Here is a 22299-nt window from a genome sequence, read left to right on the forward strand (position 1 = left end):
TCCGGCTCTGGCGCGGTAAGCCGGGCGGGCCGTCTGATGCGGACCGCCCGAACGCACCAGCTCCCGCGTCTGACGCGGTAAGCCGGGCGGGTCGTTTGATGCGGACTGCCTGGAACGCGCCAGCTCTCGGCTCCACCGCGACAAGCCGGGCGGGTCGTCTGACCCGGACTGCTCAGAACGCACCAGCTCCCAGCTCACCACGACAAGCCGGGCGAACCGTCCGACCGGACGGCCCAAAACCACACCAGCCCCGCAGCCGAACGACACCGCCCCCGCCGCAGAACGAACCCACCCCCAAAGCCAGGTACCCCAGGCCGAAAGCAGTGGCCTGGGGTACCGGACAGGGGAACGGGATCAGACGTCGTAGCGGTCCGCGTTCATGACCTTGTTCCACGCGGACACGAAGTCCACCACGAACTTGTCGGAGGCGTCGTCACTCGCGTAGACCTCGGCGACGGCCCTGAGCTCGGAGTTCGAGCCGAACACCAGGTCGTTGCGCGTGGCGGTCCACCGGACGGTGCCGGTGGCGCGGTCGCGGCCCTCGAAGTTCTCCTGGTCCTCGGTGACCGACTTCCACTCCGTCTCCATGTCGAGCAGGTTGACGAAGAAGTCGTTGGTCAGCGTCTCGGGCTTCTCGGTGAGCACGCCCGCCTTCGAGCCGCCGTGGTTGGCGCCCAGCACGCGCAGGCCGCCGATCAGGACGGTCATCTCCGGCGCGGAGAGGCCGAGCAGGTTGGCCCTGTCGATCAGCAGGTACTCCGACGGCAGCGGGGTGGCCTTGCCGCCGAAGTTGCGGAAGCCGTCGACGACGGGCTCCAGGACCGCGAACGACTCGGCGTCGGTCTGCTCCTGGGTGGCGTCGGTGCGGCCCGCGAGGAACGGCACCTCGACGTCGTGGCCCGCGGCCTTGGCGGCCTGCTCGATCGCCGCGGCGCCGCCGAGGACGATCACGTCGGCCAGCGAGACCTTCTTGCCGCCGGTCTGGGCGTTGTTGAACGCCTCCTGGACGCCCTCCAGGGTCCGCAGGACCCCGGCGAGCTGGTCCGGCTCGTTGACCTCCCAGTTGCGCTGGGGCTCCAGGCGGATGCGGGCACCGTTGGCGCCACCGCGCTTGTCGCTCTGGCGGAACGAGGAGGCGGACGCCCACGCCGTCTTGACGAGCTGCGAGATCGAGAGACCGGTCTCGAGGATCTTGGCCTTCAGCGCGGCGACGTCGGCGGCGTCGATCAGCTCGAAGTCGCGGACGGGCAGGCGGTCCTGCCAGATCAGCTCCTCCTGCGGCACCAGCGGGCCGAGGTAGCGCTGGATCGGGCCCATGTCGCGGTGGGTCAGCTTGAACCACGCGCGGGAGAACGCCTCGGTGAACGCCTCGTGGTCCTCCGCGAACTTGCGCGAGATCGGCTCGTAGATCGGGTCGAACCGCAGCGCGAGGTCCGTGGTCAGCATCATCGGCTGGCGGTTGAGCGTGCCGTCCTCGGGGTCGGGCACCGTGTTGGCGCCCGCGTCGCCCTTCGGCTTCCACTGGTGCGCGCCGGCCGGGGACTTGGTGAGCTCCCACTCGAAGGCGAACAGGTTCTTGAAGAACAGGCTCGTCCACTCGGTGGGCTTCTGGGTCCAGGTGACCTCGAGGCCGGAGGTGATCGCGTCACGGCCCTTGCCGGTGCCGTGCGTGCTGATCCAGCCGAAGCCCTGGGCGTCCATCAGCGAGCCCTCGGGCTCGGCGCCGACCAGCGACGGGTCGCCCGCGCCGTGCGCCTTGCCGAAGGTGTGGCCGCCGGCGATGAGGGCGACGGTCTCCTCGTCGTTCATGCCCATGCGGCCGAACGTCTCGCGGATGTCGCGGGCGGAGGCCAGCGGGTCCGGGTTGCCGTTCGGGCCCTCGGGGTTGACGTAGATCAGGCCCATCTGGACGGCCGCGAGCGGGGTCTCCAGCTCGCGCTCGCCGCTGTAGCGCGAGTCGCCGCCGAGCCACTCGGTCTCCGGGCCCCAGTAGACGTCCTCGTCCGGCTCCCACACGTCGTTGCGGCCGCCGGCGAAGCCGAAGGTCTTGAGGCCCATCGTCTCCAGGGCGCGGTTGCCCGTGAAGATCATCAGGTCGGCCCAGGAGACCTTGCGGCCCCACTTCTTCTTGACCGGCCACAGCAGACGGCGGGCCTTGTCCAGGTTGCCGTTGTCCGGCCAGCTGTTCAGCGGAGCGAAACGCTGCATGCCCGCGCCGGCGCCACCGCGGCCGTCGTGGGTGCGGTACGTGCCCGCGCTGTGCCACGCCATCCGGATCATGAACGGGCCGTAGTGCCCGAAGTCCGCGGGCCACCAGTCCTTCGACTCGGTCAGCACGGCGTCGACGTCGCGCGCCAGCTCGTCGAGGTCGACGGTCAGGAATTCCTTGCCGTAGTCGAAGTCACCGCCGAAGGGGTTGGCCTGGACCGGGTGCTTGCGGAGGATCCGCAGGTTGAGCTGCTTGGGCCACCAGTCGCGGTTGCCGCCGCCCTCGGTGGGGTGACTGCGCCGGACGTGCGCGACCGGGCAACCGCCGGCCTCCTCCTCGTTCAGCTCGCTCACCTTGGCGTCAGTGCTTTCGGACACAAGAATCCTTCCGGATGTTCAAGAACTTCTCGCGGCGGTCGTGCACTCGGGGCACGTGCCCCAGTAGATGACCTCGGCCTCGTCGATGACGAACCCGTGGTCATCGGATGCGTCCAGGCAGGGCGCATGGCCGACGGCGCAGTCGACGTCGGCGATGGCGCCGCACGAACGGCACACGACGTGGTGGTGGTTGTCCCCGACGCGCGCCTCGTAGCGCGCGACCGAGCCCTGCGGCTCGATGCGGCGCAGCAGGCCGGCTCCGGTCAACGCGCGAAGCACGTCGTAGACGGCCTGGTGGGAGACGGCGCCGAGGTTCTGCCGCACGACACCGATGATCGAGTCGGTGTCGGCGTGCGGGTGGAGGTGCACCGCGGACAGCACGGCGATCCGCGGAGCCGTCACCCTGAGTGAGGCGCCGCGCAACATGCGCTCGAAGTCGGAAGCGGTGGGCACGACACCCAGCCTGCCGTCTTTTCTGGAGTCAGTCAAGTTAATGAATGATGCAATTCACCTGAACCGGTCATCGCCGCACGGCGGACAGCGCGTCGGCCAGCCGCCGCACGCCCTCGGCGAGCACGTGCTCGGGTGCCCCGCCGTAGGTCAAACGGAGAAAACCGCCCGGCGGTTCAGCGGCGAACCAGGGTCGTCCGGGGAACACCACGACGTCGCGCGCCGCGGCGGCCGTCGTGAGGTCGAGCTCGTCGACGTCGCCGGGCAGCCCCGCCCACAGGTGCAGGCCGCCCGACGACCTCGCGACCTCGAACTCGGGCAGGTGCTCGCCGATCGCGCGTGCCAGAGCGTCGCGCCGGGACCTCAAGGACCGCTGGAGCGCGCGCAGGTGCCGGCGCCAGGCCGGGGACGTCACGAAGTCGATCGCCGCCTCCTGCAGCGGTCCGGCGACGTACAGGTCCTGCCTCGACCGGGTGTTCTTCAGCCGGGTGCCCGCGGGCCCGCGGGCACCGATCGCGGCGACGCGCAGCCCCGGCGCGGCGACCTTCGTGAGCGAGCGGACGTAGACGACGTGGCCGTCGGTGTCCTGCGCGGCCAGCGCGGGCGGCGCCGTGCCGTCGACGGTGAGGCCGCGCGCCCAGTCGTCCTCGACCAGGAACGCGCCGGCGGTGCGGACGATCCGCATGACCTCGCCGCGCCGCTCGTCGGACAGCACGCCGCCGTGCGGGTTCGCGTGCAACGGCTGGCAGTAGAAGAGCTTCGCGCCGGTGCGCTCGAACGCGGCGTGGAGCAGGTCCGGCCGCACCCCGTCCTGGTCCGCCGGCACCGGCACGACCTTGAGCCCGGCGTCGCGAGCGGCCGCTGTCGCGCCGAGGTAGGTGGGCGACTCGACCAGGACGGCGTCGCCGCGGTCACCCAGGCCGCGGAACACGGTCGCGAGCGCCTCCTGGGCACCCGCGCACACCGTCATGTCGCCGCTCCTGAGCTCGCCGCCCGCCTCCTTCGCGAACCACGCGCGCAGCTCCTCCTTGCCCTCCACCGGAACGCGGCCCCACGAGGCGGGCCGGCGCGCCGCCCGGCTCAGCGCGGCGCCGAGCGCGTCCACCGGTTGCAGGTCCGGGTCGAGGTACCCGCTCGACAGCGGGATGGTCTCCGGTTTCGGCACCGCGACCAGGTTGGCCACCAGGTCCTCGCCGGGCCTGCCCTCGCCGAGCGCGACGGCCTGCCACGACAGGTCGTGGCCGCTGCTCGTCGTCCGCGGGGCGACGAAGCTGCCCCGGCCCGGCCGCACCTCGACGAGCCCCTCGGCCGCCACGCGCCCGATCGCCTGCTGCACGGTCGCGGGAGAGGCCCGGTGCCGGGCCATCAGCTCGCGCACCGACGGCATCCGGTCGCCCGCGCGTCCCGCCCGCGCCGCGGTTCGGAGGTCCTCGATAACGCGATTGGCTGCGTTATCCTCGTTCATGAGAGCCAAGAGTAACGTTACCGTGCCAGCGGGGGTAACACTCGGCGCGCTGGGCGTGCTGGGCTTCAGCTTCTCCCTGCCCGCGACCCGCTTGGCGGTGGCAGGGCTCGACCCGTGGTTCGTCGCGTTCGGACGTGCGCTCGTCGCCGGTGTCCTCGCGATCGGCTACCTGGCGTTATCGCGCGCGCCGCGCCCGTCGGTGGCGCAGGTGGGCCGGCTGGTCGTCGTCGCCGCGGGCATCGTGGTGGGCTTCCCGCTCTTCACGTCCCTGGCCCTCACCACCCAGACCTCGGCCCACGGCGCGGTGGTGATCGCGGTGCTGCCCATGTCCACCGCGATCTGGGCGGTCCTGCGCGCCTCCGAACGACCGCCCGTCGCGTTCTGGCTCTCCAGCGGCGCGGGCCTGCTCGCGGTGCTGGCGTTCGTGGCGACCGGCGGGGGCCTGTCCGGCTCGTTCGGCGTCGCCGACCTCTACCTCGTCATCGCGGTCGTGCTGTGCGGCTTGGGATACGCCGAGGGCGGCGCGCTCTCCCGCGAGCTGGGCGGCGCCAGGACCGTCTGCTGGGCGCTGGTCGTCTCGTTGCCGGTGACCATCCCGGTTTCCGTGGTCACAGCGGACTTCTCGCGCGCCACGACGGTCGTGTGGCTCAGTTTCGGCTACGTGGCGCTGATCTCGATGTTCCTTGGCTTCTTCGCCTGGTACGCGGGCCTGGCGGCGGGCGGCGTGGCCAAGATCGGCCAGCTCCAGCTCGCCCAACCGGTCCTGACCCTCCTGTGGTCGGCCCTGGTCCTGGGCGAAGACGTCGGCTGGCCCGCGCTGGCGACCGCCGCGGTCGTCGTCGTGTGCGTGGTGCTGACCCAGCGCAGCCGGGTCGCGTCGACGAGCGCCGCCACCGCCGAACCGGTGCGCACCTGAGGAGACCGTCGGCGGTGTGACCGATTTATACTCGGTTCCCTGGGTTCTGGGGCGTCTTCGGGTTCGGGGAGCCTTCGGCTTTGGGGGTCGGCAGTGGCGACATCGAACGGGCTCTTCAAGATCGTGGACGCGCTCGCGGAGGTGCGGCGCTCGTCCGGCCAGCAGTACGACACCTTTCGCGTGCGGGGCAAGGTGTTCGGGTACTACTGGCCGCGCACGCAGACCGTCGGGCTGAAGCAGACGCTGTCCGAGCAGCAGGCGCTCGTGGCCGAACGGCCCGACGTGTTCGAGGAGCAGTTCACGTCCGGCGGCTTCGGCTGGGTCGTCGTGCACCTGGAGGGTGTCGACGCCGACGAGCTGCGGGAGCTCGTCTTCGAGGCGTGGCGGCTGTCCGCGCCGGACGACCTCGTCGCGCTGGTGCCGGACCTGGCGCGATGACCAGGGTCAAGTTCGAGCTGCCCGCCGACGACCTCGCGCGCGCGACGAGGTTCTACCGCGACGTCTTCGGCTGGTCGGCGCTGGAGCTGCCGTTCGGCTACGTCCTGGTGGACGCCGACGGCGACGAGGTCGACGTGGCCGACGCGGACGGCGGGATCTCGCCGCGGACCGAGTTCGTGCGGGGGCCGGTGCTGATCATCGACGTGCCGAGCGTCGACGGGGCGGCGCGCAGGGTCGTGGAGGCGGGCGGCAAGCTGCTCAACGCCAAGGAGCGGGTGGGCGACCACGGGTTCTCGCAGTACGTCGAGGACACCGAGGGCTCGGTGCTCTGCCTGTGGGAGTCGGTGCGGGACCCCCGGGAACCGCTCGGCGAGGCCTGAGCCGCGTCGCCCGGATGCGGGCGGGTCAGCGGAAGAGGAGGCGGGTGATCTCGGTGCTCGTGGCGCGGCCCTCGTCGTAGCCGCCCTGGCCCTTGAGGTCGTTCATGATCGCGAGCGTGTACCGCTCGGCCGGCCCGACGAAGCCGACCGAGTTCACCACCCAGCCGCTGTCCTCCTCCGCCCAGCCGTTCTTCGCCCCGGAGTCCGGTCCCCAGACGCCCCACTGCTGCTCGGGGCCGACCTCGCGCATCTGCCCCACGAGGTAGGCGCGGTCCTCGGCGGGCACGGTGTCGAGGACGTGGTTGATCAGCCGGTCGAGGTCGTTCGTCGTGCACTTCTCGAAGCCCCAGTAGGGGAATGTGGCCGAATAGCCCTTCTGTGCGACTAGTTCGGTCATGCCGTAGTTGGCGAACGATGCGTTGAACGTCGTCCCGCCGTACCGCCTCCACAACGTGTCCGTCGCGTCGGCGTCGGAACTGTGCAGCATCGCGGTCATCAGCCGGCGGTCTTCGTTGCTCAGCCTGATCTTGCCCGCGCGGTGGCGCTCCAGCAGGTTCACGGCGATCGCGAGTTTGATCGTCGACGCCGTCCACGTCAGGTCGCCCGCGTTGCCGTTGCGCCACATCGCCCCGGACTCGCGGTCGCGCAGGACGATGCCGACGCTGCCCGGCCTGGTCTCGGCGTACTCCTGGACGGCCTTGATCCGCCTCTGCAGCTCGCACTCGAACCCGCTGTCGGGCATCGGGCACAGGTCGGGGGCCGAGACGAGGGGGGCGGCCGCCGGGGTGTGCCGCGGAGGTGCGACGGCGGGTGGCTCCGTGGTCGCGGCCTGCCCGCACGCGCTGAGGGCGAGCGCGCACGCGACAAGGATCGGACGGAGCATGCGCCGCACGCTAGGGGGCCGGTCGGCGGTAGTCGACCGCCAACCGGACGCGTGGGTCATTCCGCCGGTGAAGTAAAACATGTTTGACATGATGTCAGCTCCGCTTTACGTTGGCGATGTCAGGTTTCTTTGACATCAGGAGCGGACCGTGGCGTTCGAGGAGAAGCGGGCGTGGGCCTTGGCGGTCATCGCCGTGGCCGGTTATGCCGTGTACCTGGTGCTCGTGCTGAGCCGCGCGGACGGACGGCCGCTGACCGAGACGCCGTACGTCGGTGCGCTGCTGTGGACCACCGGGCTCGGCATCGTCGCCGGGATCGTGTCGGGGATCTGGTTCGGCGTCGCCTCGCGCAACGAGGGCCTCCAGGTCGACGAACGGGACCGCGAGATCGGCCGGTTCGGCGACCACGTCGGCCAGTCGTTCGGCGTGATCGGTGGCATCTCCGCGATGGCGCTCGCGATGGCGGAGGCTGCGCACTTCTGGATCGCGAACGTGCTCTACCTGGGCTTCGTGTTGTCCGCGGTGCTCGGTTCCGCGGCGAAGATCGCGGCCTACCGGCGGGGTATGCGGTGAAGCCCACGAAAGTCACGAACTCCATCCGCGCGCTGCGGTTCGCGCACGGCGAGATGAAGCAGGCCGACCTCGCCTCGGCCATCGGTGTGACGCGGCAGACGCTGATCGCCATCGAGCAGGGCAAGTACTCGCCCTCGCTGGAGGTGGCGTTCAAGATCGCCCGCGTGTTCGGGGTGTCGCTCGAAGAGGTGTTCCAGTACCCGCAGGAGGAAGACGGATGAAGGCTGTCGTGCAACGAAGATACGGATCGGCCGCGCTCGGCGAGCTGCCGGTGCCCGTCCCCGGGCGGGGTGAGGTGCTGCTGGAGGTGCGGGCCGCGGGCGTCGACATGGGCACGTGGCACCTCCTCACCGGGAAGCCGTACCTGGTGCGGGCCGTCGGGTTCGGGCTCCGCGCGCCGAAGTCGCCGGTGCTGGGCAGGGATGTGTCCGGGGTCGTGACGGAGACCGGTCCCGGTGTCACGGAGTTCGAGCCCGGCGACGAGGTGTTCGGCACGTGCGGGGGAGCGTTCGCCGAGTACGCGGTCGCGCCGGTCGCGCAACTGGCGCGCAAGCCCGCCGGGCTCTCCTTCGCGCAGGCGGCGGCGGTGCCGATCTCGGGCGGGACGGCGCTGCAAGGGCTGCGCGGAGTGCAAGCGGGACAACGGGTCGCGGTGCTCGGTGCCGGCGGCGGTGTCGGGTCGTACGGGGTGCAGATCGCGAGGGCCCTCGGCGCGCACGTGACCGGTGTGTGCAGCACGGGGAAGGTGGACCTGGTGCGGTCGTTGGGCGCCGACGAGGTCGTCGACTACACGGTCGCGGACTTCACCGGCACGTACGACCTCATCCTGGACTGCGGCGGTAACCGGCGGTTGTCCTTGCTGCGCAAGGCGTTGACCCCGCGCGGCACGCTGGTGCTGGTCGGCGCCGAGACCGGAGCACCGCTGACAGGCGGGTTCGAGCGGGCGCTGCACGCGGCGGCGTTGAACCTGTTCGTGTCGCAAAAGCTCTTGCCGCTGATGTCGGCGGAACGCGGCGACGTCTTCGACGAGCTGCGGGTGCTCATCGAGGCGGGCGCGGTGACACCAGCGGTGGAACGGGAGTTCCCGTTGTCCGAAGCGCTGGACGCGGTCGACCACGTCCACTCGCGACGGTCGCGGGGCAAGGTCGTCGTCACGATCTGACCGGAGCCCCCCTCGCCGTTGGCGATGCCGCCAACGGCCGGTGGGCGGCGGTCAGCGCGCGTGCGGCAACGGGAAGGAGTCGACCTGTGGCAGGTCGTGCCCGAGCCGGTCGCGCTTGGCCGTCAGGTACGCGATGTTGTGGGTGTTCGGCGGCATCAGCAACGGCACCCGCGAGGCGACGGTGATGCCGTTCTCCTCCAGCGCCGCGATCTTGTCGGGGTTGTTGGACATCAGCCGCACCGACTGCACCCGCAGGTGCTGGAGGATCCGCGCGGCGGGCGTGTAGTCGCGGACGTCGACGGGCAGCCCGAGGGACGTGGCCGAGTCCAGTGTGTCCATGCCGGCGTCCTGCAGCACGTGCGTGCGAACCTTTGCCACCAAACCGATTCCGCGGCCTTCGTGGCCGCGCAGGTAGATGAGGATCCCGTTGCCCTCGCGCACGATGGTGTTCAGGGCGGCGTCGAGCTGCTCGCCGCACTCGCACCGCATCGCGCCGAAGATGTCGCCGGTCATGCACTCGGAGTGGATGCGCACCAGTACGTTCTCGCGCAGTTTCGTCTTGCCGTAGACGAGGGCCATGTGCTCGTGACCGTCCGCGCGGAACGCGACTGCGCGGAAGGTGCCGCGGCGGGTCACCAGATCGGACTCCGCCACGTCCTCGTCGTTGAAGGCCTGCTCGAACATCTCGGGTCCCCTCGTCACCAGGCGCCTCCCGAACGTGGTCATCTACGCTCGGGTGGAGATCGCACCGTAACCCGACCGCACAGCGGAGGTCATCCTGTTCAGCATCACCGTCCGCGATCACGTGATGATCGCCCACAGTTTCCGCGGTGAGGTCTTCGGCCCGGCACAACGTCTGCATGGAGCAACGTTCCTGGTGGACGCAACGTTCAAACGGGCGGAGCTCGATTCCGACAACATCGTCGTCGACATCGGACTCGCGACCCAGGAGCTGGGCAAGGTCCTGGCCGCGTTCAACTACCGCAACCTGGACGAAGAACCGCAGTTCGCGGGCATCAACACCTCGACGGAGTGGCTCGCGAAGCACATCGCCGACCAGCTCGCGGACAAGATCGCCGAGGGTGCTCTGGGTGAGGGTGCTCACGGCATCAATGCGATCACCGTCACACTCCACGAGTCCCATGTGGCGTGGGCGAGCTACGAACGTGCACTTCGTCCTTCCGGCTGACGCCGGGGATCCGGGCAGTCCCAGCGGCGGCAACGTCTACGACCTGCGCGTGAGCGCGGGCCTGCACCGCCTGCCCGTCGCTGGTGACTGGCCGCGTCCGCGCGACACCGCCGCGTTGGAGCACGCGCTCGCGCGGATCCCGGACGGCGACGTCGTCCTCCTCGACGGCTTGGTCGCGTGTGGCGTGCCGGAGGTCGTCGTCCCGCACGCCCGGCGGCTGCGGCTCGCCGTCCTCGTGCACCTGCCGCTGGCCGACGAGACGGGCCTCGACCCGGCGATCGCCGTCGTCCTGGACGAGCGGGAACGGCAGGTCCTGCGGGCCGTGAGCGCGGTCATCGCGACCAGTCCGACGGCGGGCCGCGACATCAAGGCCAGGCACGGGCTCGACCACGTCCACGTCGTCGTCCCCGGCACCGATCCCGCACCGCGAGCGCGGGGCACGGACGGCGTCAGCCAGTTGCTCTGCGTTGCGTCCATCACACCGCGCAAAGGCCACGACCTGCTGATCAGCGCCTTGCGCCGGATCGGCCACGACTGGCGGCTGAGCTGCGTGGGCCCGCACCGGCCGTTCCTGGCCACCCTGCCGCGCGACGACCGCGTGAGCTTCCCCGGTCCGCTCGCCGGTGAGGCGCTGACCAGCGCGTACGCCCAGGCGGACCTGTTCGTCCTCGCCTCCCGCAACGAGACCTACGGCATGGTGGTCACCGAGGCGCTCGCGCACGGTCTGCCGGTCATCGCGAGCTCGGTTCCCGACGCGCTCGGGGACGGCGGCCTGCTCGTTCCCGCCGGCGACGAAAAGGCGTGGGAAGCTGCGCTGACGCGCTGGTTCGAAGATCGGGAGCTCCGGGCGGAACTGCGGGCCAGGGCGCTCGCGCGCCGGGCTGTTCTGTCCACTTGGGACGAGTCCACTCAGGACCTGCGGAGGGTGCTGGCTAGTCTGCGGCCATGACCTTCGCCCCGGAATGGCTGGCACTGCGCGAAAACGCCGACGCGGCCGCGCGCTCGACGGAGCTCGTGGACGTGGTCCGCGAAACTCTGGTGAACCGGAACCCCCTCACCATCCGTGACCTGGGTTGTGGCACGGGATCGATGGGACGATGGCTCGCCGGGAGGCTCGGCGGCGTGCAGCACTGGGTGCTGCACGACCGCGACCCCCGGCTGCTCGGGCTGGCGCAGGCCAGCGTGAGCGCCATCGGCAACGTCACCGCCGAGACGCGCGAGGGCGACCTCACCGCGCTCCGTGCCGCCGACCTCGCGGGCGCCGACCTGGTCACGTGCTCCGCGCTGCTCGACCTGCTCACCGCCGAAGAGATGAACGCTCTGGCCGCTGCCTGCGTAGGAGCACATGTGCCCGCACTGTTCACGCTCTCGGTGGCCGGCCGGATCGAACTCGACCCGGCCGAGCCGCTCGACGCCGCCTTCCAGGACGCGTTCAACGCCCACCAGCGCCGCGTCGTGGACGGCCGGCGTCTCCTCGGACCGGACGCCCCGGCCGCCGCCGAAGAAGCCTTCGCGGCGCTCGGCGCCTCGGTCCGTTCGGCACAGAGCCCCTGGCACCTGCACGCCGACGCCCTGCTGGGCGAGTGGCTGAAGGGCTGGACCGGCGCCGCGGCGGAGCAGGAACCCGCACTCGCCACCGAGGTGACGGAGTACCTGCGCCGCAGGTCGACGGCCTCCGCGGTGGTCCACCACGTCGACCTGCTCGCGATACCGAGGACTGCCTGATGAAGAAGTTCTGGCCGTGGCTTCGCCTGCTGCTGGCGGCGGGGATCCTGGTGGGCCTGGGCGTTCGCCTGGGCACCGGGGCGTTCCTGGACGGGCTGCGCGCGATCGACGCGTTCTCCGTCGCCGCCGCGCTGGCGATCGGGTTCGCGACGACGCTGCTCAGCGCGGGCCGCTGGGTGCTCGTCGCGCGCCGCCTCGGCCTGTCGCTGTCCGTGCGGGCCGCGGTGAGCGACTACTACCGGGCGCAGCTCGTCAACGCCGTGCTGCCCGCGGGCGTGCTCGGCGACGTGCACCGCGCGGTCAACCACGGCCGTGAGCAGGGCGATGTCGGACGCGGCGTGCGCGCCGTGTTCTTCGAGCGCTTCGCCGGCCAGGTCGTGCTGGTCGGGATCGGGCTCGCGGTGCTGCTCACGCACCCCGCACCCGGTCTCGACCTCACCGTGGACGGCACCACCGCCGCGCTCGTCGCGGCGGGGCTGGCCGGCGCGATGGTCGTCGGCTGGCAGGTCGGGCCGGTGCGCCGCATGCTCGTGCACACCCTCGCGGACGGGATCCGGCTGCTGTCGCTGAAGACCTGGCCCGCGGTCGTCGCGCTGTCGGCCGCCGCCGTCGCCGGGTACGTGGCGCTGTTCGTGGTCGCCGCCCGCGCCGCCGGCTCGGACGCCACGACCACCCAGCTCGCCCCGGTCGTCGTGCTGGCACTGCTGATCATGGCGATCCCGGTCAACATCGGCGGCTTCGGCCCGCGCGAGGCGTTCCTCGCGGTGGCGTTCGGCGCCGCCGGGCTGGGCGCCGGGCAGGGCTTCACCACCGGCATCGTCTACGGCGTGCTGGCGCTGGTCGCGGCCCTGCCCGGCGCGGTCGTGCTCTTCCTGTCACGCCGGACCGGGGCCGAGCAGAGCGGCGTAGTGGCCGAACGACTCGACGAGCCCCGCGAGCAGGAGCTCGCCCTTGCGCGCTGACGCGAGCGAAGGACGCCCGACGACGCCGGACTCCGTGTACGGCGCCAGACCCAGGGTGAGCATGTGCCGCCGGTCCTCAGCCAGGTGGTCAGCGGATTCGTAGCCGGGACGGACGAGATCGGGGTGGGCGTGCAGGAGGATCGAGGTCTCCAGCTCACCCGCGTGCATGTCGCTGTACGACGAGGTCTCGATGCCGGCCTTCTCCCGCGCGAACGCCCAGTCGTCACGTCCGGGGAACAGCGCCAGCCCCTCGCCCTCCTGCACGACGTTCGACAGCACGTAGTTGCCGCCGTGGCCGTTGACCAGGACCAGGCCGGTGATCCCGGTGCGCCGCAGGGAGTCCGCGATGTCCGTGACCACTGAGATCAGGGTGCTCGCGGAGATGCTGACCGTGCCGGGCCAGCCGGCGTGCTCCTGTGAGCACGAGAACTGGATCGGCGGCAGCAGCCGGACCGGGTGCGCCGCGGCGATCTCCGCCGCGATCGTCCACGCGATCACCGAGTCGGTGGCGAGCGGCAGGTACGGGCCGTGCTGCTCGGTGCTGCCGACCGGGAGCACGGCCACCCGGTGGTCGCGGACGTCGGCCGTGGTGTCACTCGGGAACATGGCCCTGACCGTAGTCAACGCGGTGGCACAGCGCCGGGATCGCCCCGTCGGCGAGCTTCGGCATGACGTCCGGCAGCTCCTCGAACGCGCTGGCTCCGGTGATCAGGGCGTCGAACCTGGCGTCGGCCAGGAGGTCGAGGGCGAGCGCCAGGCGTTCGGCGTAGGTGCGGTCCGGGCGGCCGACCGAGCCGACCTGGCTGCTGCGGATCGTGAGCCGGCGCGAGTGGAAGAACTCGCCGAGCGGCACCGAGATCTTCCGGTCGCCGTACCAGCTCAGCTCGACGACCCGCCCCTCCGGTGCGAGCAGGTTCAACGCCGTGGTGAGGCCCGCTTCCGACGCGCTGGCGTGGAAAACCAGGTCGCAGCCGTCGAGCGCGTTGCCCGGCGAGGAGAAACCGACGCCGAGCCGGTCAGCCGTAGTCTGCCGAGCCGGGTCGGCGTCCACGAGCTGCACGCGCGCGCCGGGGAAAGACGCGAGAACGGCCGCGATGCTCGACCCGACCATGCCACCACCGACCACCGCGATCCGGTCGCCGATCAACGGCCGCGCGTCCCACACGGCGTTCACGGCCGTCTCGACGGTGCCCGCGAGCACCGCACGCGCGGCGGGAACCCGCTCCGGCACCACGGTCACCGCGGTTTCCGGTACCACGTAACGGGTCTGGTGTGGATAGAGGCAGAACACCGTGCGTCCGCGCAGATGTCCGGGCCCGTGTTCGACCACGCCCACGTTGAGGTACCCGTACTTGACCGGCCACGGGAAGTCGCCCTCCTGGAAGGGAGCCCTCATCACCGCGTACTGGTTCTCCGGCACCCCACCGCGGAAGACGAGGGTCTCCGTGCCCCGGCTCACCCCGGAGTGCAGGGTGCGCACCTCGACCTCGCCGGGACCGGGCCCGTCCAGCGCGACCGGCCGGAGTTCCCCCTTTCCGGATTCGTTGAGCCAAAACGCACTCGCCGTACGTGTCACTGACAACACCTCCGCCGCACGAAGTCACCAGGAGCACCTGATGATCACACTTCAGCACACCAGGACACCTGTCGTAGTGCGGGAGCCCGCCGGCTGGGCCGTCGCCCAGGTGCTCGGGCTGGGTGTGGTCGCGGCCACCGCCGGTCTCGGGCCGCTCGGCTGGGCCGCCGGGCTGGCCTACGGGTTCGCCACGTGGGCGTTCCTCGGCTACGGCATGCAGCGCCACCGCGCCTCCTCGCTCGGTCCGGCCGACCGGGTCACGCTGACCCGCGGCCTGCTGGTCGGCGCGGTGACCGCGCTGGTCGCGGACCGCGCGGGCCAGGACGTGCCGGTGGCGCTGGTCGTGACGCTCGCGGCGGTGGCGTTGTCGCTCGACTGGGTGGACGGGCAGGTCGCGCGGCGCACCGGCACCTCGACGCCGCTGGGCGCGCGGTTCGACATGGAGGTCGACGCGTTCCTCATCCTCGTGCTGAGCGCGTACGTGGCCGTCCACATGGGCCCGTGGGTGCTCGCCATCGGGCTCATGCGGTACGTGTTCGTCGCTGCCTCGTGGCGGTTCCGCTGGATGAACGCGCCGCTGCCGGCCAGCTACGCGCGCAAGGTCGTCGCCGCGGTGCAGGGCATCGTCCTCGTCGTGGCGGCCTCGGGCCTGCTCCCGTTCGCGGCGGTGCTCACCGGTCTCGCGCTGGCGTCGCTGGTGTGGTCGTTCGGTCGCGATGTGCTGTGGCTGTGGACCACCGCGGCGGCGCCGGTGGGAGGATCCCGGCATGTCTGAGCAGACCTCAACCGCGGCGAAGGCAGGCAACGTCGTCGTCTGGATCCTGCAGATCGCGCTCGCCGTGCAGTTCTTCCTGAACGGCTACGCGTTGTTCACCGACCAGTTCGTCGCGAAGTTCGACGACATCGGCTTCGGCCAGTGGTTCCGCCACCTCACCGGTGTCCTGGAGATCGCCACCGCGATCGGCCTGCTCATCCCGCGCGTCTGCGGCTTCGCGGCGCTGGCGCTGGCCGGGATCATGGGCGGCGCCGCGCTGACGGAGATCTTCCTCGTCACCAACGGCGGTCTGGACGACGCGGTGATGCCGATCATCTTCATGGTGTGGGCGCTGGTGATCGCGGTCTACCGGCGCGAGCAGGTCCTCGGCGCGCTCAGGCCGGCGAGGAAGTGATTTTCGGGAAGTAGCGCAGCACGGCGACGTCCCCGACTTTCGCGACGTCCTCCAGGTGGAATCGGCGAGCCGGTCCGCCGGGGAATTCGGCTGGATTCACGAAACGCGGGGCCGTCGCCTGCCCGATCAGCATCGGGGCGACCGCGACCCTGATCTCGTCGGCGAGTCCCGCTTCGAGGAACGCCGTGTGAATGCTCGTGCCGCCTTCGACCATGAGCCTGCGCACACCGCGTGCGCCGAGATCGTCCAGAATCTCGGAGAAATCGCTGAAGGTTTTCGTTTCGGCGAGGTGGCCGACGGTCGTCGTCGCGCTTCGCGAGTAGACCAGCCGGGCACCGCCGCAGTGCCAAAAGCGCAGCTCAGGGTCCAAGTTGCCACTTCTGGTGACGGTGACCCGCAGGGGGAACTCCGGTTTGCCCTCGGCCGTTCTGCGCGCCCGTCGCTCCGCGCTGTAGACGAGCAGCCGCGCGTTGTCGCGGCGCAACGTCCCGGCTCCGGCCAGAATCGCGTCCGACTCCGCGCGCAACCGGTCGACGTGGTCGAAGTCCTCGGCGTTGGAAAGCGGAAACCTCTCGGTGCCGCGATCGTCGATGTGGCCGTCGATGCTGACGGCGACGCTCAGCAGAACGTGCGGGCGGGTCACGGGCCCGATGGTAGTGCAGTTGAACCGGACCCGGGCCTCCGCGCGTTTCCCCCATAGGTCAGGAAAGGGGAAACCGGTGAGGACGTTGTTGCGCCGAACTGGCACGGTCTTGGCGGGCCTGTTCGTGGTGGTCGTGCTCACCGCACCGAGCGACCTGGAGGAGTTCACCTTCGAGGCCTTCCTGCGGGTGCCGCTGGAAGGCCTCGTCGGCGTCATGGTGCTCGTGCTGCTGCCGGACCGGTGGCGCAAGCCCGCGGCCGTCGCCGGCGGTGTCGCGCTGGGCCTGTTCACCGTCGTGAAGATCATGGACATCGGCTTCGACATGGTGCTCTACCGGCCGTTCGACCTGGTGCTGGACTGGCCGCTGCTGGTGCCCGCCGTCGACTTCGTCGACGTCACGTTCGGCCGCTTCGCCTCGGTGCTGGCCGTGGTCCTCACGGGCGCGCTGGTCGCAGGGATCGTCTGGCTGACCGCGGTGTCCGTGCTGCGGCTCGGATCCGCCGCGGCCGGTCATCGCCCGGTCGCCGTCCGCGCCGTGGCGCTGGCGGCCGTGGCGTGCGTTTCGCTCGCCGTGCCGGGGGTTCCGGTCTACTCGGACGCCGCCGCGACCTCGTTGGTGGACCACGCGCGGCGGTTCCAGGCGGGGCTGAACGACCGGGAGGTGTTCGCGGCGGAGGCGTCGGCCGACGCGTTCCGCGGCCAGTCCGGCTTGCTGTCCTCGTTGCGGGGCAAGGACGTCGTCTTCACGTTCGTGGAGAGCTACGGCAAGTCCGCGCTCGACCTGCCGGACGTCGCCGCGAAGCTGGACGACGGCAACGCACGGCTGAGGTCCGCCGGGTACGGCGCCCGGTCGGCGTACCTGACCTCGCCGACCGCCGGTGGCGGGAGCTGGATGGCGCAGGCGACGCTGTTGTCCGGGCTGTGGATCGACAACCAGCAGCGCTACCGCAACCTCGTGGCGAGCGACCGGCTGACGCTGCCGCGGGCGTTCCGCGAGGCGTCGTGGCGATCGGTCGGCGTGGTCCCCGGCATCACGCAGGCCTGGCCGGAGGGGGACTTCTTCCACTACGACGAGATCTACGCGGCACAGGACCTCGGCTACGCCGGCCCGCGGTTCGGGTACGCGACGACGCCGGACCAGTTCACGCTGGAGTCGTTCCAGCGCAACGAACGGTCCCGGCCGCACGGCCCGGTGATGGCCGCGATCCCGATGGTGTCCTCGCACGCGCCGTGGTCACCGACGCCGGACTTCGTGGACTGGGACCGGCTGGGCGACGGCTCGGTGTACTCGGCCATGCCCGCCTCCGACGACCCGCCGGAGTCCATCTTCGGCCGCGACCCGGCGGCCGTGCGCGCCGACTACGCGCACTCCGTCTCGTACTCGCTCGAGTCGGTGATCTCCTACCTCGAGCGCTACGGCGACGAGAACCTGGTCTTCGTGTTCCTCGGCGACCACCAGCCGGCCCAGATGGTGACCGGCGAGGGGGCGTCGCGGGACGTGCCCATCACCATCGTCGCCAAGGACCCGGCGGTGCTGTCCCGCGTCGAGGCGTGGAAGTGGGACGACGGCGTGAAACCGGGAGGCTCGGCCCCGGTGTCGCGGATGAGCGAATTCCGGGACCAGTTCCTCTCGGCCTTCTCGCCGCCGAAGCTCTGATCCGGGATCTCAGCCCATCGTCTTCTGGCCGTCGATCGTCTCGCGGATGATGTCCGCGTGGCCCGCGTGCTGCGCCGTCTCGGCCACGATGTGCACGAGCACGCGCCGCGCCGACCGCGTCTTGCCCTCGGGGAACCACGGGGCGGACGGCAGCGGGTGCGACAGGTCCAGGTCGACCGTCTCGACGAGCTTGTCGGTGTAGGCTGCGACCTCGTCGTAGCGGGCGATGATGCTCGCCAGCGTCTCGCCCGGCTCCATGCGGAAGTTCGCCGCGTGGTTCTCGTAGTCCGTCGAGTCGGGGTCGAACTCCATCGCCGACGTGCCGTGCTCGATGAACTTGATCCAGTTCTCCTCGACCGACGCGACGTGCTTGATCAGGCCGCCGATGCAGAGCGAGCTCGCGGTCGGGGTCGACGCCGCCTGCTCGTCGGTCAGGCCCTGCGCCGTGAACGTGAGGAACCAGCGGTGCTGCCGGAGGGTCTCGAGAAGGTCCGCACGCTCGCCGGTGAGGATCTCGGTGGTGGTCATCGCTGTAGTCCTTCGCTCGTTTGACCCGACGTGAAGGACTGTATGACCACTTGAGGTCAGCTTGTGTCCTAGACGAGCGGCCGCTCCAGTGAAACTCGAGCGGCTTTCGAGCGATCCCGCGCTGACCTCGACGTCACGGTCGGTGATTCAGCCGAAGGTGACGTGCCCGTGCCCGGGGTCGAGCGGTCCTCGACCGCCGGTCGAGCCGGACGCCGGTGCCCGGTGGTAGAGGCGTGCCGGTGACGGCGGCGTCGTCGCGGCCCGGACCTCACCGGTGGCACCACCGGTGAGGTCGACGAACCACGACGCGGGCAACCCTGCCGCCGTCACCGCCACGTGCCGGACCTCAGCGGTCGAGGTAGCCGTCGTCGGGACGGTCGATGCGGCCACCACCCGCCTCGGTCTCCTCGATGTGCATGGCGGTCTCCTCGGAGGCGGTGACGTAGGCGCCGGCGCCCGCGTCGACGCCCACCGCGTCCGGCTCCTCGTCGACGGGCTCGCCGCCGCCTTCGGGTGTGGTGAACTGGTGTTCGGTCATGCCCCCGTGGTTTCCGGCGGACCTGGCGCGCAAACGTCGGAGGCGCGCCGGTACCCGTCCGTGCCGCCGCGTGGCCACCGCGCGGTGACGCCCGGCCATGACACCCGCCTCCGGCACAGCGCGCTCACCACGCCGTCCGGCAGGACGTGCGCGCGCCTGGACCTCCGGTGTGGAAACCGCCGTAGTCGTCGCGGCGGCGTTAGTGTCGGCGGATGATCGTCGAAGACCTCCGCCGGTACCTGCAGGACTCGCGCGACTCCGTCCTGTCCTCTTTGGACGGGTTGGGCGAGTACGACGTGCGCCGCCCGCTCGTGCCCAGCGGCACGAACCTGCTGGGGCTGGTGAAGCACCTGGTCGGCATCGAGCTCGGCTACCTCGGTGACTGCGTCGGCCGTCCCGCGCCCGTCGAGCTGCCGTGGGTCGAGGACGGCTCCATCTGGGAGGACGGCGACATGTGGGTCAAGCCCACCGAGTCCCGTGACTACGTCGTGGACCTCTACCGCACGGCCTGGCGGCACACCGACGAGTCGATCGCGGCTCTGCCGCTGGACGCGCCCGCGTCGGTGCCGTGGTGGCCGGAGGAGCGGCGTGGCACCACGTTCGGGCATCTGCTGACCCGTGTCGTGGCGGAGACCGCGCAGCACGCGGGCCACTGCGACGTCCTGCGGGAGCTGGTCGACGGCCGGTCCGGCGCCCGGAACCCCGACGGCTACTACGACCTGGTCCTGGGCATGGCGAGGGAGTCGGCCCGGTCCTGACCTGTCGAAGGTGGAGGTGCAGCGGTTCCGATCGGCAGAGGCGGCCGGGCCGGCGCCTTCGTAGGTTCGGCCGGGTGACCTGGCTGGTGATCGGCACCGACGCGGTGCTGGGTGTGTTCGCGGTGATGTTCTCGGTGCTGTGGTTCCGGTTCCGGCTCAGGGCGTTCCTCGCCGGAGCCGGTGTGGTGCTGGCCTACGCGGTCAGCGAGGTGGTCAAGCTCCTCGTGCGGGAGGACAGGCCCTGCCGCTCCAAGCCTTCGCCGGCACCCTGCCCGGAGCCGGGCGACTGGTCGTTCCCCAGCAACCACTCCGTGATCGCCGGCGCCTCGGCGATGGCGATCTGGGCGCTGCACCGGACGTTCGGCTGGGTGGCGGCGGTCTGCGCGCTCGCCGCGGCGGCGTCGAGGGTGGTCGTGGGGGTCCACTACGTGCACGACGTGCTGGCGGGACTGGCGCTCGGGGCGCTGGTGTCGTGGGGGATCGCGGCTCTGCTGGCGAAGAGGGGACGACGAGCCCACGACGACGCGCCGACGGTGGTCCTCAGCCGGCTGCGATGATGGGCGCCGTGTGGGTCCGGCTGATCCTGTGGCTGTGCGCGGCGGTGCCGGCGGTGGCCGCGGCGGCGTCCTCGCGGCCCGGCCGGCTCGCGGTGTGGGAGGTCGTGCTCTACCTGGCCCTGCTCGCCGGGGCGTTCGTGGTCGTGAGAAGACGTCCCGCGGTGGCGCTGGGCCTGGTGCTCGGCGCGTGGCTCGTCTGCTACCTCCTGCGGGTCCAGTTCGACAGCGCCGTCGGGGTGGTCGCACTGGCTCCCGCGCTCGCCATCACCAGCTTCCTCGCCGGACGGCACGCGCAGGACCCCCGCGCGACCGCCATCGCGCTGGCCGTCGCGGAGGTCGCGGGAGTCGTGGTGGCGCTGACCGAGCGCGGTGGCTCGGACACCGCGCTCGCCGTCACGTCCGGCATCGGCGTGCTCGGCGTCGTGCCGTGGGTGTTCGGCCGGTTCCGGCGCCGGTACGCGGAGCTGCAGGAGGTCGGCTGGGAGCACGCGGCGCTGCTGGAGCGGGACGCGGACAACGCCCGCAATGCCGAACGCACCCGCCTGGCCGGGGAGATGCACGACCTCGTGGGGCACGAGCTGGCGCGGGCGGCGCTGCTCGTGGGCGCGCTGGAGCTGGAGCCGACCCTGACCGCGCGGCAGCGGGAAGCGGCCGGGACCGCGCGGGCCAGCGTCACGGCGGCGGCGGAACGGCTCGCCGACGTCATGCAGGTGCTCAGGGCCGACGAGGACGAACCCGTCGCGGCGATCGAGGAGGTCGTCGCGCGCAGCGGGCTCGACGTCGAGCTCACGAACGGGCGCGGGACCGCGATCGACGGGATCATCGCGCGCACCGTGCACCGCGTGGTCGCCGAAGCGCTGACGAACGTGATCAAGCACGCCCCCGGCGCGAAGGTCACCGTCTGCCTCACCGCGGACCTCCAACTGCGGATCACCAACGGCCCAGCGCCGCGGACCAGGGCGGTGGGCAGCGGGAAGGGCCTGGTCGGCCTCGCCGAACGCGTGGCGCTCGTCGGCGGCCGGTTCGAGGCCGCGCCGACCGGCGACGGCGGGTTCGAGGTCAGGGCGAAACTCCCGGAACGGCCGCTCCCGCGTACCACGCCCACGCACGTGCGGCGCGAGCGCACGGAGGAGGAGATCCGCAGAAGCGCCCGCAAGACCGTGCTGATCACGTCCGTCGTGTGCGCGGGGATCGCGATCGGCGTGCCGGGCTACATGGTGTTCGACGCGGTGACGTCGGTGCTCACCCGCCAGCAGTTCGAGAGCGCGGAGATCGGGCGGGACGAGGACGACCTGGACCTGCCGCTGCGCACCCGCGTCGACAACCCGCTCGGCGTCACCGCGCCGCCGGGAGCCGACTGCCGCTACTACAGCACGCACGCCAACCCGTTCGACGCCGACCGGCACGACCTGCACGAGCTGTGCTTCCGGGATGATCGGCTCGTGTCGAAGCAGTGGCTCGCCAGGAGGAGCGGTTGATCAGGGTGGTGCTCGCGGACGACGAGCCGGTGGTCAGGTTCGGCGTCAGGGCCGTGCTCGGCACCGCCGGGGACATCGAGGTGGTCGCGGAGGCGGAGCACGGCGGCGACGCGCTCGACCTGGTCGCGCGGCACCGCCCCGACGTCGCCGTGCTCGACATCCGCATGCCCGTGCTCGACGGGCTGGACGCGGCGAACCGGATCCGGGAGCGCTACCCGGACACGAGGACGCTGGTGCTCACGACGTTCGCGGAGGACGCGTACATCAGCCGGGCGCTGGGGGAGGGCGCCGCCGGGTTCGTGCTGAAGACAGGCGACCCGCAGGAGATCATCTCCGGTGTGCGCGCCGTCGCGACCGGTGGCGCGTTCCTGTCACCGCTGGTGGCCAGGCGCGTGGTCGACCAGCTCTCCCGCGCGCACCCGCGACCGCTCGCGAAGCAGCGGATCGAGGTGCTCACCGCGCGGGAGCGGGAGGTGCTCGGGCTCGTCGGCGCCGGCCTGTCGAACGCCGAGATCGCGGCGCGCATCCACGTCGTCGAGGGCACGGTGAAGGTCTACGTCAGCACCATCCTGCGGCAGCTCGGCGTCCGCAACCGGGTGCAGGCCGCGATCGTCGCGCACGAGGCGGGGATCATCCCCGCCTGACCGGACCCGGCAGGCCGGAGCCGG

28 protein-coding genes are annotated in these 22299 nt (G+C 71.3%); 17 read left to right on the forward strand and 11 right to left on the reverse strand.

Going from position 1 to position 22299, the window contains the following annotated elements; translation table 11 throughout:
- Positions 1-354 precede the first annotated feature (354 nt).
- From katG to BMW88_RS33355, 3 genes are all read right to left on the reverse strand, one after another.
- The gene (katG, locus tag BMW88_RS33345; protein ID WP_089958767.1) at positions 355-2586 is read right to left on the reverse strand and encodes a catalase/peroxidase HPI; all 2232 of its coding nucleotides are present in this window, start codon (positions 2584-2586) and stop codon (positions 355-357) included.
- 18 nt (positions 2587-2604) lie between these two features.
- Positions 2605-3039 (reverse strand): Fur family transcriptional regulator, encoded by a 435-nt coding sequence (locus BMW88_RS33350; RefSeq protein WP_089958769.1) that lies wholly within the window; start codon positions 3037-3039, stop codon positions 2605-2607.
- Positions 3040-3106: 67 nt separating this feature from the next.
- Positions 3107-4501 (reverse strand): aminotransferase-like domain-containing protein, encoded by a 1395-nt coding sequence (locus BMW88_RS33355; protein WP_089958771.1) that lies wholly within the window; start codon positions 4499-4501, stop codon positions 3107-3109.
- 22 nt (positions 4502-4523) lie between these two features.
- On the opposite strand from BMW88_RS33355, the gene BMW88_RS33360 reads away from it, so the two are divergent.
- From BMW88_RS33360 to BMW88_RS33370, 3 genes are all read left to right on the forward strand, one after another.
- Positions 4524-5417 carry a DMT family transporter gene (locus tag BMW88_RS33360; RefSeq protein WP_218148301.1) on the forward strand — a complete coding sequence of 298 codons (894 nt, stop codon included), beginning with the start codon at positions 4524-4526 and terminating at the stop codon, positions 5415-5417.
- A gap of 93 nt (positions 5418-5510) precedes the next feature.
- On the forward strand, positions 5511-5855 hold the full coding sequence (locus tag BMW88_RS33365) for an MmcQ/YjbR family DNA-binding protein (protein ID WP_089958775.1): 345 nt from the start codon (positions 5511-5513) through the stop codon (positions 5853-5855).
- A complete protein-coding gene (locus BMW88_RS33370) occupies positions 5852-6235 on the forward strand; it encodes a VOC family protein (protein ID WP_089958777.1) in 384 nt (127 codons plus the stop codon). Before BMW88_RS33365 ends, BMW88_RS33370 begins: the two co-directional genes overlap by 4 nt.
- A 25-nt stretch (positions 6236-6260) precedes the next feature.
- Here the strand turns inward: BMW88_RS33370 and BMW88_RS33375 are convergent, their stop codons facing one another.
- Positions 6261-7118: a serine hydrolase gene (locus tag BMW88_RS33375; protein ID WP_089958779.1), complete on the reverse strand. Its 858-nt coding sequence runs from the start codon at positions 7116-7118 to the stop codon at positions 6261-6263.
- Between the two features lie 148 nt (positions 7119-7266).
- On the opposite strand from BMW88_RS33375, the gene BMW88_RS33380 reads away from it, so the two are divergent.
- From BMW88_RS33380 to BMW88_RS33390, 3 genes are read left to right on the forward strand one after another with little or no spacing between them, the layout of a single operon-like run.
- Positions 7267-7689 carry a hypothetical protein gene (locus BMW88_RS33380; RefSeq protein ID WP_089958782.1) on the forward strand — a complete coding sequence of 141 codons (423 nt, stop codon included), beginning with the start codon at positions 7267-7269 and terminating at the stop codon, positions 7687-7689.
- A gap of 53 nt (positions 7690-7742) precedes the next feature.
- On the forward strand, positions 7743-7910 hold the full coding sequence (locus BMW88_RS33385) for a helix-turn-helix transcriptional regulator (RefSeq protein WP_089959056.1): 168 nt from the start codon (positions 7743-7745) through the stop codon (positions 7908-7910).
- The gene (locus tag BMW88_RS33390; RefSeq protein WP_089958784.1) at positions 7907-8851 is read left to right on the forward strand and encodes an NAD(P)-dependent alcohol dehydrogenase; all 945 of its coding nucleotides are present in this window, start codon (positions 7907-7909) and stop codon (positions 8849-8851) included. Before BMW88_RS33385 ends, BMW88_RS33390 begins: the two co-directional genes overlap by 4 nt.
- Positions 8852-8902: 51 nt before the next feature.
- Here the strand turns inward: BMW88_RS33390 and ribA are convergent, their stop codons facing one another.
- Entirely contained in the window at positions 8903-9553 is a 651-nt protein-coding gene (gene ribA, locus BMW88_RS33395; RefSeq protein ID WP_245778225.1) for a GTP cyclohydrolase II, read from the reverse strand.
- 76 nt (positions 9554-9629) lie between these two features.
- Here ribA and BMW88_RS33400 point away from each other — a divergent pair, with 76 nt between their 5' ends.
- The 4 genes from BMW88_RS33400 to BMW88_RS33415 are packed head-to-tail and all read left to right on the forward strand — an operon-like array spanning position 9630 to position 12727.
- On the forward strand, positions 9630-10040 hold the full coding sequence (locus BMW88_RS33400; RefSeq protein ID WP_089958785.1) for a 6-pyruvoyl trahydropterin synthase family protein: 411 nt from the start codon (positions 9630-9632) through the stop codon (positions 10038-10040).
- Positions 9994-10989, forward strand: a complete 996-nt coding sequence (locus BMW88_RS33405; protein ID WP_218148302.1) for a glycosyltransferase family 4 protein — start codon at positions 9994-9996, stop codon at positions 10987-10989. Before BMW88_RS33400 ends, BMW88_RS33405 begins: the two co-directional genes overlap by 47 nt.
- A complete protein-coding gene (locus BMW88_RS33410) occupies positions 10986-11765 on the forward strand; it encodes a class I SAM-dependent methyltransferase (protein WP_089958790.1) in 780 nt (259 codons plus the stop codon). The genes BMW88_RS33405 and BMW88_RS33410 overlap by 4 nt, the downstream gene beginning before the upstream one ends.
- A complete protein-coding gene (locus tag BMW88_RS33415; RefSeq protein WP_089958792.1) occupies positions 11765-12727 on the forward strand; it encodes a lysylphosphatidylglycerol synthase transmembrane domain-containing protein in 963 nt (320 codons plus the stop codon). Before BMW88_RS33410 ends, BMW88_RS33415 begins: the two co-directional genes overlap by 1 nt.
- Here the strand turns inward: BMW88_RS33415 and BMW88_RS33420 are convergent.
- Both BMW88_RS33420 and BMW88_RS33425 read right to left on the reverse strand, forming a co-directional pair.
- Positions 12641-13333 carry a creatininase family protein gene (locus tag BMW88_RS33420; protein WP_089958795.1) on the reverse strand — a complete coding sequence of 231 codons (693 nt, stop codon included), beginning with the start codon at positions 13331-13333 and terminating at the stop codon, positions 12641-12643. The genes BMW88_RS33415 and BMW88_RS33420 overlap by 87 nt on opposite strands.
- On the reverse strand, positions 13320-14303 hold the full coding sequence (locus BMW88_RS33425; RefSeq protein WP_089958797.1) for a zinc-dependent alcohol dehydrogenase: 984 nt from the start codon (positions 14301-14303) through the stop codon (positions 13320-13322). The genes BMW88_RS33420 and BMW88_RS33425 overlap by 14 nt, the downstream gene beginning before the upstream one ends.
- 40 nt (positions 14304-14343) lie before the next feature.
- Between BMW88_RS33425 and BMW88_RS33430 the strand changes: the two genes are divergently transcribed.
- Both BMW88_RS33430 and BMW88_RS33435 read left to right on the forward strand, forming a co-directional pair.
- Complete coding sequence (locus tag BMW88_RS33430; RefSeq protein ID WP_089958798.1) at positions 14344-15078, forward strand: CDP-alcohol phosphatidyltransferase family protein; 735 nt, start codon at positions 14344-14346, stop codon at positions 15076-15078.
- A complete protein-coding gene (locus BMW88_RS33435) occupies positions 15071-15472 on the forward strand; it encodes a DoxX family protein (RefSeq protein ID WP_089958801.1) in 402 nt (133 codons plus the stop codon). Before BMW88_RS33430 ends, BMW88_RS33435 begins: the two co-directional genes overlap by 8 nt.
- Here BMW88_RS33435 and BMW88_RS33440 read toward each other — a convergent pair.
- Positions 15453-16115: a RibD family protein gene (locus BMW88_RS33440; protein WP_089958802.1), complete on the reverse strand. Its 663-nt coding sequence runs from the start codon at positions 16113-16115 to the stop codon at positions 15453-15455. The genes BMW88_RS33435 and BMW88_RS33440 overlap by 20 nt on opposite strands.
- 76 nt (positions 16116-16191) lie before the next feature.
- Here BMW88_RS33440 and BMW88_RS33445 point away from each other — a divergent pair, with 76 nt between their 5' ends.
- Positions 16192-17772 carry a sulfatase-like hydrolase/transferase gene (locus BMW88_RS33445; RefSeq protein WP_089958805.1) on the forward strand — a complete coding sequence of 527 codons (1581 nt, stop codon included), beginning with the start codon at positions 16192-16194 and terminating at the stop codon, positions 17770-17772.
- Positions 17773-17781: 9 nt separating this feature from the next.
- On the opposite strand, the gene BMW88_RS33450 is transcribed toward BMW88_RS33445, so the two are convergent.
- The 3 genes from BMW88_RS33450 to BMW88_RS33460 form a co-directional block, all read right to left on the reverse strand.
- The gene (locus BMW88_RS33450) at positions 17782-18300 is read right to left on the reverse strand and encodes a DinB family protein (RefSeq protein ID WP_089958808.1); all 519 of its coding nucleotides are present in this window, start codon (positions 18298-18300) and stop codon (positions 17782-17784) included.
- 147 nt (positions 18301-18447) lie between these two features.
- Positions 18448-18636: a hypothetical protein gene (locus BMW88_RS33455; RefSeq protein WP_089958810.1), complete on the reverse strand. Its 189-nt coding sequence runs from the start codon at positions 18634-18636 to the stop codon at positions 18448-18450.
- Between the two features lie 10 nt (positions 18637-18646).
- A complete protein-coding gene (locus BMW88_RS33460) occupies positions 18647-18838 on the reverse strand; it encodes a hypothetical protein (RefSeq protein ID WP_089958812.1) in 192 nt (63 codons plus the stop codon).
- 212 nt (positions 18839-19050) lie between these two features.
- Between BMW88_RS33460 and BMW88_RS33465 the strand changes: the two genes are divergently transcribed.
- The 4 genes from BMW88_RS33465 to BMW88_RS33480 all read left to right on the forward strand — a co-directional run bounded on the left by BMW88_RS33465 (position 19051) and on the right by BMW88_RS33480 (position 22275).
- The gene (locus BMW88_RS33465) at positions 19051-19596 is read left to right on the forward strand and encodes a DinB family protein (protein WP_089958814.1); all 546 of its coding nucleotides are present in this window, start codon (positions 19051-19053) and stop codon (positions 19594-19596) included.
- 74 nt (positions 19597-19670) lie between these two features.
- Entirely contained in the window at positions 19671-20153 is a 483-nt protein-coding gene (locus BMW88_RS33470; RefSeq protein ID WP_218148303.1) for a phosphatase PAP2 family protein, read from the forward strand.
- A gap of 8 nt (positions 20154-20161) precedes the next feature.
- Positions 20162-21631, forward strand: coding sequence for a sensor histidine kinase (locus BMW88_RS33475; protein ID WP_177221542.1), 1470 nt, complete (start codon positions 20162-20164; stop codon positions 21629-21631).
- The gene (locus BMW88_RS33480; RefSeq protein WP_089959063.1) at positions 21628-22275 is read left to right on the forward strand and encodes a response regulator; all 648 of its coding nucleotides are present in this window, start codon (positions 21628-21630) and stop codon (positions 22273-22275) included. Before BMW88_RS33475 ends, BMW88_RS33480 begins: the two co-directional genes overlap by 4 nt.
- The last annotated feature ends 24 nt before the right edge of the window (positions 22276-22299 follow it).

Source organism: Lentzea xinjiangensis, assembly GCF_900110955.1.
Lineage (GTDB): Bacteria > Actinomycetota > Actinomycetes > Mycobacteriales > Pseudonocardiaceae > Lentzea > Lentzea xinjiangensis.